Below are 11,348 nucleotides of genomic sequence, written 5' to 3'. Positions count from 1 at the left end.
TGCCTCCCGCGCATCGTATGACTCGGAGGATGGCCATGTCTTGCGCTTACCCGTTCCACCGTATTGTTCTGCGCCGCAGCGCGGTTGTGATTATTGGTCTGCTGGCTTTGCCGGTGATGCTGTTCCGTCGCGATCGCGCCCGTTTCTACAGTTACCTGCATCGAGTATGGTTAAAAACCAGCGACGAACCGGTGTGGCATAGGCAGTCAGAGCATGCCGCCGGCCACTTTTATTGACCGCAGCGCCGAGGGACCGCGTATCTATCCCTCCTTCGCGTCTGAAATCGTCAGGCGCGAAGGCATGATTTTCCTCATCTTTCTCATGAGTTGCCTGTAAATCCGCTATGCTATTGAGATAGCAATTTCTTTTGATGAGGCACCTCATGTCGAACTCGTTAATTCCCGTTGGCATAAGCGCCTGCCTGCTGGGAAATCAGGTCCGTTTTGACGGCGGACACAAGCGTTTTGGGTTTGCTGCGGATCAACTCACCTCCTATTTCAGCTTTGAGCCGATATGCCCCGAAATCGCGGTTGGGCTGCCGACGCCGCGTCCGGCCTTGCGTTTGGTCAAGAACGAACACGATGAAACCGTGTTGCGCGCCAGCAACGGCAGCGATCTGGACGTGACCGAGGAAATGCACGCCTTCTCGGCAAGCAAGGTGAACGAACTGAGCCATCTGTGCGGCTACATCGTCTGCGCCAAATCCCCCAGCTGTGGGATGGAGCGCGTCCGCGTGTATGACGCCGACCAGAAAAACGCGCGGCGAAGCGGCATGGGTCTCTTTACCGAACACCTGATGGCCGCCATGCCGTGGTTGCCTGTAGAAGAGAACGGCCGCCTGAATGACGCGGTGCTCCGCGAGAACTTCATCGAGCGAGTTTTCGCACTGCATGAGCTGAATCAGCTATGGCAACAAGGGCTGACCCGCGGGCGGCTGGTGGCGTTTCACAGCCGTTACAAGCTGCTGTTGCTGGCCCATTCTCAGACGGAATACCGCACGCTGGGACGTTTTGTCGCCATGATGGACCAGTGGGAGTCTCTGGAAGCCTTCGCTGCGGAATACCGGCTGCGCTTGATGTCGCTGCTCTCGAATCCCGCGACCCGCCGCAATCACACCAACGTTCTGATGCATGTGCAGGGCTATTTCCGCAATCAGCTGAATGCCTCACAGCGCCAGGAGCTGACCCAGCTTATCGATCGTTATCGCCAAGGGGTCCAGCCGCTGCTGGCTCCCATTACGCTCCTGCGCCACTATTTGTCCGAATATCCGGACGACTACCTCGAGCAGCAGCGCTATTTCGCGCCGTATCCCGAAGCGTTGCGCTTGCGGTACGGCTACTAGTTTGTTGTCATAAGGACTCGCTATGGCTACGCACTTGGTCTGGTTTCGCCACGATTTACGCATGAGCGATAATCTCGCGCTCCACGCTGCCTGTCAGGATAAAAAAGCCCGTGTGATCGGGTTATTCATCGCCACGCCCCGGCAGTGGGCTAACCATGACATGTCCGAGCGTCAGGCCGCCCTGATGTTCGATAACCTGCAACGGTTGCAGCAGTCTCTGCATGATAAAGGCATCCCGCTGTTCTATCAGCAGTGCGGCGACTTTAACGACAGCGTTGATGCGCTGGTCGAGTTTTGCCAGCGCGAGCAGGTGACGAACCTGTTCTACAACTATCAGTACGAGCTGAACGAACGCCAGCGCGACAGAAAAATGGAGCAGGCGCTGGACGGCAAAGTCGTCTGTCAGGGCTTTGATGACAGCTTGCTGCTGCCGCCCGGCAGCGTCATGACGGGCGACGGCAAGATGTATCGTGTCTTCACGCCGTTCAGCAAAGCGTTCGTCAAACGGTTGCAGCAGAGCGAAACCGTCTGCGTGCCAGCGCCGACCGCGCGCGGCAAGATGACGGACGATGTTCCGCCGGTGAAGCCGTTCGACTATCCGTCAATTTTAGTATCCGAGGACTTTCCGGCGGGCGAAGAGGCTGCGCAGCAGCGGCTGCGTCAGTTCTGTCGTCAGAAGGCCGACGGCTACGCCTCTCAGCGAGACCTCCCCGCCGCGCCCGGCACCAGCCAGCTTTCGCCGTATCTGGCGCTCGGCGTCATCTCCCCGCGGCAGTGTCTCGAGGCGCTACTGGCCGAGTATCCCGAGGCGCTACGTCAGCCAGACAGTAGCGCTTTTGTCTGGTTCAACGAACTGATCTGGCGGGAGTTTTACCGCCATTTGATGGTTTTCAGCCCTGAGCTGTGTCGCCATCAGCCGTTCATTCCCTGGACGAAGCAGGTTGAGTGGCGGGACGACCCGAAAGGGCTTAAAGCCTGGCAGGAAGGCCGCACCGGCTTCCCCATCGTGGATGCGGGCATGCGACAGCTTAATCACATGGGCTGGATGCATAACCGGCTACGCATGATCTGCGCCAGTTTCTTGATTAAGGATCTGCTGATTGACTGGCGCGAGGGTGAGCGGTATTTCATGAGCCAACTGGTGGACGGCGACCTGGCCGCCAACAACGGCGGCTGGCAGTGGGCCGCGTCGACGGGGACCGACTCTGCGCCCTACTTCCGCATCTTCAACCCGAGCACGCAGGGGGAGCGCTTCGATCCGGACGGCGACTTTATCCGGCGCTGGGTGCCGGAGCTGTCGAAGGTGCCCGGCAAAGCGATTCATCATCCTCTGCGTTGGGCGGAACAGCAGGGGCAAAAGCTAGACTACCCGGCGCCTATCGTCGACCATAAACAGGCGAGAACCCGCACGCTGGCAGCGTTCGAGTCCGCCAAGAACACACAATAAATTATCAGGGAGCCGTTGTACCTATGCGTAATACCGAACTGGAAACCGTGATCGACCGATTTCTGAATGTGTCCGCTTTTTCCGACTACGCCCCGAATGGGCTGCAGGTCGAAGGCCGCAGCGATGTGAAACGTATCGTTACCGGGGTGACGGCCTGTCAGGCCTTGCTGGACGCCGCCGTGGCGCAGCAGGCCGATGCGGTGCTGGTGCATCACGGCTATTTTTGGAAAAGCGAGCCGGCGGTTATCCGCGGAATGAAACGTCGGCGTCTGAAGACGCTATTGGCCAACGACATCAATCTGTATGGCTATCACCTGCCCTTGGATGCGCATCCTGAGATCGGCAACAACGCCTGTCTGGCGAACATGCTGAATATCACGACGCTGGGCGAGATCGACTCGCTGCTGCCTTATGGCGAGCTGCGGCAGCCGCAGAGCGGTGATGAGCTGCGCCACCAGCTGGAGGAGGCGTTAGGGCGCTCGGTGCTGCACTGCGGCGATCATGCGCCGGCGATGATCAAGCGCGTGGCATGGTGTACCGGCGGCGGGCAAGGATTTATCGATCAGGCCGCCGATTTCGGCGTGGATGCCTTCATTACCGGGGAAGTATCCGAAAAGACGGTGCATACCGCACGAGAAATGGGACTTCACTTTTATGCGGCCGGGCATCACGCCACGGAGCGAGCGGGGATCCGCGCGCTGGGCGAATGGCTGGCGCAGCAGCATGGCTTTGACGTGACCTTTATCGACATTCCCAATCCGGCCTAATTGACCGTCATCGCTGGGGATGAGACGGGACGACGGTGATACGGCGTCGCGGCGGAGGTTTTCAGGGGAGGTAAGGATGCAACAGGTTCGCTGTTATCTGCTGGGAGAGAGCGCGGCGGTGCTTGAGCTGGCGGCGCCGCCGGCGCTGCAAAGTCAGCAACGTATCTGGGCGCTGGCTGAGCGTCTGCGCGGGGAAAGCGGGGTAGAAGAGGTCATTCCCGGAATGAATAATCTGACCGTCATTCTGGCCCAGCCGGTGTTCGCGCCGACGGCGGTGTTAGCCCAGCTTCGCCATGCCTGGGATGAGATCTCGGCGAAGCCTCAGGCTTCTCGGGAAGTCGATATCCCGGTGATTTATGGCGGGGGGAATGGGCCGGATTTAGCGCATGTCGCGGCGCACTGCGGTATGACGCCGCGTCAGGTCGTCGAATGTCATGCCGCCACGCGCTATGTCGTTTACTTCATCGGCTTTCAGCCCGGCTTCGCTTATCTGGGCGACCTGGATGCGCGGCTGTATACCCCGCGGCGCGCAGAACCCCGTTTGCAGGTGCCTGCCGGCTCCGTCGGCATTGGCGGCCATCAGACCGGTATTTATCCTTTATCCACCCCCGGCGGTTGGCAGCTGATAGGACGTACAGAACTTTCGCTGTTCACGCCCGCATCGACGCCGCCGACGCTGCTGCGGCCGGGCGATCGGGTTCGCTTCGTTCCACAGCGGGAGGGCCTATGCTGACTATTATTCGGGCGGGTTTGCAAACCACGGTTCAGGACCTGGGCCGCTTCGGCCATCGCCAGTTCGGCATTGGTCAATGCGGGGCGTTGGATGTGCCCGCGCTGAGCATCGCCAACCTGCTGGTGGGGAATGAGGCCGACACGGCCGCGCTGGAGATCACGCTCGGTCAGTTTACGGCCAAATTCACCCGCCGCAGCTGGATCGCGCTGAGCGGGGCGGACGCGCGCGCGGAGCTGGATGGTCAAACGCTGTGGACCGGATGGCGTTACCCGGTCGAGCCGGGGCAGACGCTGCATCTGGGCATGCCGCGACACGGCATGCGCAGCTATCTGGCGATTTCCGGCGGCATCGACGTGCCGGAAGTGTTGGGGTCGCGAAGCACCGATCTTAAAGCCGCCTTCGGCGGATTGTCAGGACGTCCGCTGGCGGATGGCGATAGCCTGCCACTCGGCGCACCTGGACGGCAACTGAGCAAGCCGATCGGCATAAAACAGCTTCTGTTTCACAACCGGGTTCGGGTTTTAACCGGGCCGGAGTATCAGGAATTCAGCGAAGTCGCGCACGACGAGTTCTGGCGTACCGGCTGGCAGTTAAGCCCGCAAAGCAACCGAATGGGATATCGGCTGCAGGGACCGGCGCTGGAGCGCGTTACCCACCGCGAGATACTGTCTCACGGGGTGTTGCCGGGGGTAATTCAGGTGCCGCACAACGGCAAACCGATCGTCCTGATGGCGGATGCTCAGACGACCGGCGGCTATCCGTGCATCGCCAGCGTGATCGCCGCCGATCTTTATCATCTGGCCCAGATCCGTCTGGGCGAGAAGGTGCACTTCGTTCACTGTTCGCTGCCAGAGGCTCGGCAGGCATGGCTGACTCAGCGGCACTATCTGGAACAACTGGCTTGGAGGCTACATGGTGATTGACTTGAACGCGGATCTGGGAGAAGGCGGGAAACATGACGAGGCGTTGTTACCGTTGATCAGCTCCGCCAACATCGCCTGCGGTTTTCATGCCGGCGATGCGCAGACGATGCATCGTTCGGTGCGCTCGGCCATCAAATACGGCGTCACCATCGGCGCGCATCCGGGCTATCCCGACCGGGAACATTTCGGCCGCCGGGCGTTGCAGCTTTCGCCCGACGCGGTCTTTGCTCAGGTGGTTTATCAGGTCGGCGCGCTGGCGGCGTTAGTCAAAGCGGAGGGCGCGCGGATGTTCCACGTGAAGCCCCACGGTATGCTTTATAATCAGGCCGCCAAAGATCCGCAGCTGGCGGACGCGATCGCCAGAGCGGTCCAAGTGGTCGATCCCTCGCTGCATCTGGTCGGTCTGGCGGGGAGCGAGCTGATTGAAGCCGGAAAACGACACGGGCTGAAGACGCGCGAAGAAGTGTTCGCCGATCGCAGCTATCAGGCCGACGGCACGCTGGTGCCGCGCGATCAGATCAGCGCGCTGATCACCAGCGATGAATTGGCGCTGGCGCAAACGCTGGAAATGATCCAGCGTCAGCGGGTGCGCGCCACCGACGGCAGTTGGGTTCCGGTGAAAGCCGATACGGTGTGCCTGCACGGCGACGGCGACCATGCGTTGCAGTTCGCCAACAAGCTGCATCATAGTTTTGCGCAGTACGGCATTCACATCGCCGCCTGCTGAATAAATAGCGTTAACGGGAGCGGGGGTTATGCCGGAAGGCCCTGAAATTCGTCGCGCGGCCGATGCGCTGTCGGCGGCTATCGTCGGGAAAACGCTGACCGCCGCCTGGTTCGCGTTTCCCGCATTGAAAATCTATGAACCACAACTGACGGGGTCGCAGGTGACGCGGATTGTGACCCGCGGCAAGGCCCTGCTGACCTATTTTTCCAACGATTTCGTGCTGTACAGCCACAATCAGCTGTATGGCGTTTGGCGCGTGGGGTTGCCCGAAACGTTGCCAGAGACCAAACGCGACCTGCGCGTTCGGCTGACGGCGGCAGACACTGCTGTGTCTCTGTACAGCGCTTCCGATATCGACATGCTGACGGTCGACCAACTGGCCACGCATCCTTTCTTGCAACGCATTGGTCCGGATGTGCTGGATATGACGGTGACGGCTGAACAAGTGCAGGCGCGATTGCTGCTGCCTCGTTTTCGTCGTCGCCAGTTCAGCGGGCTATTGCTGGATCAGGCTTTCCTGGCCGGATTGGGCAACTACCTCCGGGCGGAGATTTTGTGGCAGGCCGAGCTGGCGCCCCGGCGCCGCGCCGCGGACTTGTCGCCAGAGCAACTGGCGGCCCTGAGTCAGGCCCTGCTGGACGTCCCTCGTTTATCTTATCGGACTCGCGGCGAAGGGAGTGAGCGACGGCATCACGGCGCCGTGTTCCGCTTTCGCGTTTTCCATCGCGCTGGCAAGCCCTGCGAACGCTGTGGTCACCTTATTGAGCGCACCGTGTTGTCGTCGCGCCCGTTTTACGGCTGTCCCCACTGCCAGCGTTAAGCTGAGCAGGACACTGTGTGGCGGCAATAAATGTGCATGACGTTGGTTCCGGAAGGGGAGCCGCGATGGGCGATCAGAGGGGGCGACGGAGAGTCGATGGTATCGCTCCGAACCGAACATCGCCGACCCGGAGCCGCGTTTCATCAATGCTCTTTCACCTCGGGTTCGAAGTCGCGGCGTTCGTAACCGGTGTATAGCTGGCGCGGACGTGCGATCTTCAGACCTTCGCCGTGCATCTCACTCCAATGGGCAATCCATCCGACCGTACGCGCCATCGCAAAGATGACGGTAAACATCGATGACGGGATCCCCATCGCTTTCAGGATTATGCCGGAGTAGAAGTCCACATTCGGGTAGAGTTTGCGCTCAATGAAGTACGGATCGTTCAGGGCGATGTGCTCCAGCTCCAGCGCGACCTCCAGCAGATCGTCCTTGGTTTTCAGCTCCTTCAGCACTTCGTGACAGGTTTTGCGCATGACGGTGGCGCGCGGGTCATAATTTTTGTACACGCGGTGGCCGAATCCCATCAGCCGGAACGAATCGTTTTTGTCTTTCGCGCGCTCAATAAATTCTGGGATGTGTTTGACCGAACTAATCTCTTCCAGCATTCGCAGACAGGCTTCATTAGCGCCGCCGTGGGCGGGGCCCCACAGCGATGCGATGCCGGCGGCGATACAGGCAAAAGGATTGGCCCCGGACGATCCGGCGGTGCGCACGGTCGACGTGGAGGCGTTCTGCTCATGGTCCGCATGCAGAATAAGAATTTTGTCCATGGCGCGTTCCAGCACCGGATTCACCACATAGTCTTCGCACGGCGTGGCGAACATCATGTGCAGGAAGTTGCCCGCGTAGGAGAGGTCATTACGTGGGTAGATGAAGGGCTGACCCAGCGAATATTTGTAGCACATGGCGGCCACGGTCGGCATTTTTGACAGCAGACGATAGGCTGCAATCTCGCGGTGCCGCGCATTGCTGATGTCCAGTGAGTCATGATAGAAGGCGGCCAGCGCGCCGGTCACGCCGCACAGCACCGCCATCGGATGCGAGTCGCGGCGGAAACCGTGAAACAGGCGGGTAATTTGCTCATGGATCATGGTGTGGCGGGTCACGATGGTTTTGAATTCGTCGTATTGCGCCTGCGTAGGCGCTTCTCCAAACAGCAGCAGATAGCAGACTTCCAGATAGTTGGATTTATCAGCTAACTGATCGATCGGGTAACCCCGGTGCAGAAGGATGCCTTTATCGCCGTCGATAAAGGTGATTTTTGACTCGCAGGACGCTGTGGAGGTGAAACCAGGATCGAACGTGAAATAACCTTTCGCACCGAGGCTGCGGATATCGATCTCGTCGTAACCGAGCGTACCGGACAGGACATCAAGCGCGATAGGCTCTTGACCGTCGATAGTAATCGTTGCGTGTTTGTCAGCCATTGACATTCTCCTTAGCGTTTTAGTTAACGACATTGCTCACCGTGACAGCGAGTCATCCTACCTGGGAGCGGCGACCGGAAGCCGGCTGGCATGACTCGGTAAAAACCGGTTGTTTAGGACGGCGCCAGCGGCGGTGATTTTCCGCTGAGCGCAGGCAGTTTCGAGTCAGGCGGTTGCCGTTAATCCGACGTGTCGTCCTAAATTGAGTGTAGTCATACCGATGACTTTTACGTGGACTCTTTCGACACTGTTACACAACCCATCTCAATCGAAAAGCGTCGTCTCTCACCTTCGTTATCAGTCACAAGCACCCAATCATTTGTTAAATTAATGTTTAATAATCGCCTACATAATCAGTTTGTTTTTAATAAATTGTTAAATGCGTGATCCAATTCACCATTCCCAGCAAATTCCCTTAAACTCTATGTGTGCTATTTGTAATGATATTGTGAAGCACCTATACTTTTTTCAGGTCTCCGGAATACCCTGCAGTAGGAGCACCCAGCGTGATAGGTTTGCGCCGCCCAGGCTTAAAATTGGCTGATGGGGCGTGCGGCGAAACAAGGAGATGCCCGACTTATCTTCCTTTATGCAACCGTTCATGCTGTCTGACCCCCACAACAGGTCCGGAGTAAGAAAATAATAAAAGTTGTGTGGGCGAACCTGTGAAAAAACAAAGACCTGTGAATCTGGATCTGCGAACGTTCCACTTTCCTGCTACCGCGGTAGCATCTATTCTCCATCGCGTTTCCGGCGTCATCACCTTTGTTTCAATCGGTATCCTGCTCTGGCTGCTGGGCCTCTCTCTGTCTTCCGAAGATGGCTTCATGCAGGCGTCGGCCATGATGGATAGCGTCATCGCCAAATTGATCGTCTGGGGGATTCTCACCGCGCTGGCCTACCATGCCGTGGGTGGTTTGCGTCATCTGCTGATGGATTTTGGCGGCATAGAGGAAACGTTTGCCTCGGGTGAACGCTCCGCATGGATCGCTTTTGTTATTACTGTCGTGCTTTCAATCTTGTCTGGAGTCCTTGTATGGTAAGCAATGCTTCTGCACTTGGGCGTAATGGAGTACACGATTGGTTATTACTTCGCGCTGCTGCCATCGTCATCGTGCTGTACGTTTTGTATCTGGTGGGGTTTTACGTCACTGCGCCCGAACTCACCTATCCCCTCTGGCGTGATTTCTTCGCCCTGCGTCTCACTAAAGTGCTCACCCTGATGGCCCTGTTTTCGATTCTGGTGCATGCCTGGATCGGCCTGTGGCAGGTGTTGACCGACTACGTCAAACCGCTGGCCGTTCGGCTCACGTTACAGTTGGCGATTGTGGTCGTACTGATGGTGTATGTCATTTATGGAACGATTGTGGTGTGGGGGGCGTAATGAATTTGCCGGTCAGAGAGTTTGATGCAGTTGTGGTTGGCGCGGGCGGCGCGGGTATGCGCGCCGCGTTGCAAATTTCCCAGATGGGGCTGTCCTGCGCCCTGATTTCCAAGGTATTCCCGACGCGTTCCCATACCGTCTCCGCACAGGGCGGTATCACGGTCGCGCTGGGCAATACCCACGAGGATAACTGGCAGTGGCATATGTACGACACGGTAAAAGGGTCGGACTACATCGGCGATCAAAATGCCATTGAGTACATGTGCAAGACCGGACCGGAAGCCGTGTTGGAGCTGGAGCATATGGGGCTGCCGTTTTCGAGGTTGGATGACGGGCGTATTTACCAGCGTCCGTTCGGCGGTCAGTCGAAAAACTTCGGCGGCGAGCAGGCGGCGCGTACCGCGGCGGCGGCCGACCGCACCGGACACGCGCTGCTGCACACGCTCTATCAGCAAAACCTGAAAAATCACACCACCATTTTTTCCGAGTGGTACGCGCTGGATCTGGTGAAAAATCAGGACGGCGCGGTGGTGGGCTGTACTGCGATTTGTATCGAAACCGGCGAAGTCGTCTATTTCAAAGCCCGCGCGACGGTGCTGGCGACCGGCGGCGCAGGGCGCATTTATCAGTCAACGACCAATGCGCATATTAATACCGGCGACGGCGTGGGCATGGCGCTACGCGCCGGCGTGCCGGTGCAGGACATGGAAATGTGGCAGTTTCACCCGACGGGGATCGCCGGAGCGGGGGTGCTGGTTACTGAAGGCTGTCGCGGCGAGGGCGGCTATTTGCTGAATAAAGACGGCGAACGCTTTATGGAACGTTACGCGCCGAATGCGAAAGATCTGGCGGGCCGCGACGTCGTCGCACGCTCCATCATGATCGAAATCCGCGAAGGCCGTGGGTGCGACGGTCCGTGGGGGCCGCACGTCAAGCTGAAGCTCGACCACCTCGGCAAAGAGGTCCTGGAGTCGCGCCTGCCGGGTATTCTGGAGCTTTCCCGCACCTTCGCCCATGTCGACCCGGTGAAGGAGCCGATCCCGGTGATCCCGACCTGTCACTACATGATGGGCGGCATACCGACCAAGATCACCGGTCAGGCGCTGACCGTTAACGAACAGGGCGAGGATGTGGTGATCCCCGGCCTGTTCGCCGTGGGGGAGATTGCCTGTGTCTCAGTGCACGGCGCGAATCGTCTCGGCGGTAACTCGCTGCTCGACCTGGTGGTGTTCGGCCGCGCCGTGGGGATGCATTTGGAAGCGTCTTTGTCGGAGCAGGGCGCCAGCCGCGATGCCAGCGAGTCGGATATCGAGGCCTCGCTGACACGTCTCAACCGCTGGAACAACAACCGCGATGGGGAAAGCCCCGTAGAGATCCGCCGGGCTTTGCAGGAGTGCATGCAACATAACTTCTCCGTCTTCCGCGAAGCCGACGCGATGGCTCAGGGGCTGGAGGAGCTGAAAACAATCCGCGAGCGGTTGCAACACGCCCGTCTGGACGACACGTCGCAGGAGTTCAACACCCAGCGCATCGAGTGTCTGGAACTGGATAATCTGATGGATACCGCGTTCGCCACCGCGCTGGCTGCGAATTACCGCACGGAAAGCCGTGGCGCGCATAGCCGCTCCGACCACCCCGATCGCGATGATGAACACTGGCTTTGCCACACGCTGTATCTGCCGGAGACCGAAAGCATGACGCGCCGCGAGGTGAACATGCAGCCGACGCTACGCGAGGCATTCCCGCCGAAAGTGCGCACCTATTAGAAGACGGAG

General features: G+C 58.9%; 12 protein-coding genes. 11 read left to right on the top strand and 1 reads right to left on the bottom strand.

Annotated features, from left to right (window positions below; translation table 11 throughout):
* Nucleotides 1-29: 29 nt before the first annotated feature.
* The 8 genes from BLU64_RS01220 to nei all read left to right on the top strand — a co-directional run bounded on the left by BLU64_RS01220 (nucleotide 30) and on the right by nei (nucleotide 6,759).
* Nucleotides 30-236: a YbfA family protein gene (locus tag BLU64_RS01220; RefSeq protein ID WP_026743199.1), complete on the top strand. Its 207-nt coding sequence runs from the start codon at nucleotides 30-32 to the stop codon at nucleotides 234-236.
* 146 nt (nucleotides 237-382) lie between these two features.
* Complete coding sequence (locus BLU64_RS01215) at nucleotides 383-1,342, top strand: YbgA family protein (RefSeq protein ID WP_026743198.1); 960 nt, start codon at nucleotides 383-385, stop codon at nucleotides 1,340-1,342.
* 22 nt (nucleotides 1,343-1,364) lie between these two features.
* A complete protein-coding gene (gene phrB, locus BLU64_RS01210; RefSeq protein ID WP_026743197.1) occupies nucleotides 1,365-2,789 on the top strand; it encodes a deoxyribodipyrimidine photo-lyase in 1,425 nt (474 codons plus the stop codon).
* A gap of 23 nt (nucleotides 2,790-2,812) precedes the next feature.
* Nucleotides 2,813-3,556 (top strand): type 2 GTP cyclohydrolase I, encoded by a 744-nt coding sequence (locus tag BLU64_RS01205; RefSeq protein ID WP_026743196.1) that lies wholly within the window; start codon nucleotides 2,813-2,815, stop codon nucleotides 3,554-3,556.
* Between the two features lie 76 nt (nucleotides 3,557-3,632).
* Complete coding sequence (pxpB, locus tag BLU64_RS01200; protein WP_026743195.1) at nucleotides 3,633-4,289, top strand: 5-oxoprolinase subunit PxpB; 657 nt, start codon at nucleotides 3,633-3,635, stop codon at nucleotides 4,287-4,289.
* The gene (gene pxpC / locus BLU64_RS01195; protein ID WP_074727726.1) at nucleotides 4,283-5,212 is read left to right on the top strand and encodes a 5-oxoprolinase subunit PxpC; all 930 of its coding nucleotides are present in this window, start codon (nucleotides 4,283-4,285) and stop codon (nucleotides 5,210-5,212) included. The genes pxpB and pxpC overlap by 7 nt, the downstream gene beginning before the upstream one ends.
* Nucleotides 5,202-5,939, top strand: coding sequence for a 5-oxoprolinase subunit PxpA (gene pxpA, locus BLU64_RS01190; protein ID WP_026743193.1), 738 nt, complete (start codon nucleotides 5,202-5,204; stop codon nucleotides 5,937-5,939). Before pxpC ends, pxpA begins: the two co-directional genes overlap by 11 nt.
* A gap of 28 nt (nucleotides 5,940-5,967) precedes the next feature.
* Entirely contained in the window at nucleotides 5,968-6,759 is a 792-nt protein-coding gene (nei, locus tag BLU64_RS01185) for an endonuclease VIII (RefSeq protein WP_026743192.1), read from the top strand.
* A 143-nt stretch (nucleotides 6,760-6,902) separates the two neighbouring features.
* Here nei and BLU64_RS01180 read toward each other — a convergent pair whose 3' ends face one another.
* Nucleotides 6,903-8,189, bottom strand: a complete 1,287-nt coding sequence (locus BLU64_RS01180; protein WP_074727724.1) for a citrate synthase — start codon at nucleotides 8,187-8,189, stop codon at nucleotides 6,903-6,905.
* A gap of 653 nt (nucleotides 8,190-8,842) precedes the next feature.
* On the opposite strand from BLU64_RS01180, the gene sdhC reads away from it, so the two are divergent.
* From sdhC to sdhA, 3 genes are read left to right on the top strand one after another with little or no spacing between them, the layout of a single operon-like run.
* Entirely contained in the window at nucleotides 8,843-9,232 is a 390-nt protein-coding gene (sdhC, locus tag BLU64_RS01175; RefSeq protein WP_026743190.1) for a succinate dehydrogenase cytochrome b556 subunit, read from the top strand.
* The gene (sdhD, locus tag BLU64_RS01170) at nucleotides 9,226-9,573 is read left to right on the top strand and encodes a succinate dehydrogenase membrane anchor subunit (RefSeq protein ID WP_026743189.1); all 348 of its coding nucleotides are present in this window, start codon (nucleotides 9,226-9,228) and stop codon (nucleotides 9,571-9,573) included. The genes sdhC and sdhD overlap by 7 nt, the downstream gene beginning before the upstream one ends.
* Entirely contained in the window at nucleotides 9,573-11,339 is a 1,767-nt protein-coding gene (gene sdhA / locus BLU64_RS01165; protein WP_074727722.1) for a succinate dehydrogenase flavoprotein subunit, read from the top strand. Before sdhD ends, sdhA begins: the two co-directional genes overlap by 1 nt.
* Nucleotides 11,340-11,348: the final 9 nt, after the last annotated feature.

Origin of the sequence: Lonsdalea quercina, from assembly GCF_900107885.1 — a bacterium.
Lineage (GTDB): Bacteria > Pseudomonadota > Gammaproteobacteria > Enterobacterales > Enterobacteriaceae > Lonsdalea > Lonsdalea quercina.
Note: the sequence above shows the minus strand (reverse complement) of the source record. Positions and strands in the feature narration are given on the sequence as shown.

What these genes read in the sequence shown, in the direction of transcription:
- phrB (WP_026743197.1), top strand. Translation starts at nt 1,365, where the DNA reads ATGGCTACGCACTTGGTCTGGTTTCGCCACGATTTACGCATGAGCGAT.
- sdhD (WP_026743189.1), top strand. Translation starts at nt 9,226, where the DNA reads ATGGTAAGCAATGCTTCTGCACTTGGGCGTAATGGAGTACACGATTGG.
- BLU64_RS01215 (WP_026743198.1), top strand. Translation starts at nt 383, where the DNA reads ATGTCGAACTCGTTAATTCCCGTTGGCATAAGCGCCTGCCTGCTGGGA.
- pxpB (WP_026743195.1), top strand. Translation starts at nt 3,633, where the DNA reads ATGCAACAGGTTCGCTGTTATCTGCTGGGAGAGAGCGCGGCGGTGCTT.
- BLU64_RS01180 (WP_074727724.1), bottom strand. Translation starts at nt 8,189, where the DNA reads ATGGCTGACAAACACGCAACGATTACTATCGACGGTCAAGAGCCTATC.
- BLU64_RS01220 (WP_026743199.1), top strand. Translation starts at nt 30, where the DNA reads ATGGCCATGTCTTGCGCTTACCCGTTCCACCGTATTGTTCTGCGCCGC.
- pxpA (WP_026743193.1), top strand. Translation starts at nt 5,202, where the DNA reads ATGGTGATTGACTTGAACGCGGATCTGGGAGAAGGCGGGAAACATGAC.
- pxpC (WP_074727726.1), top strand. Translation starts at nt 4,283, where the DNA reads ATGCTGACTATTATTCGGGCGGGTTTGCAAACCACGGTTCAGGACCTG.
- sdhA (WP_074727722.1), top strand. Translation starts at nt 9,573, where the DNA reads ATGAATTTGCCGGTCAGAGAGTTTGATGCAGTTGTGGTTGGCGCGGGC.
- BLU64_RS01205 (WP_026743196.1), top strand. Translation starts at nt 2,813, where the DNA reads ATGCGTAATACCGAACTGGAAACCGTGATCGACCGATTTCTGAATGTG.
- nei (WP_026743192.1), top strand. Translation starts at nt 5,968, where the DNA reads ATGCCGGAAGGCCCTGAAATTCGTCGCGCGGCCGATGCGCTGTCGGCG.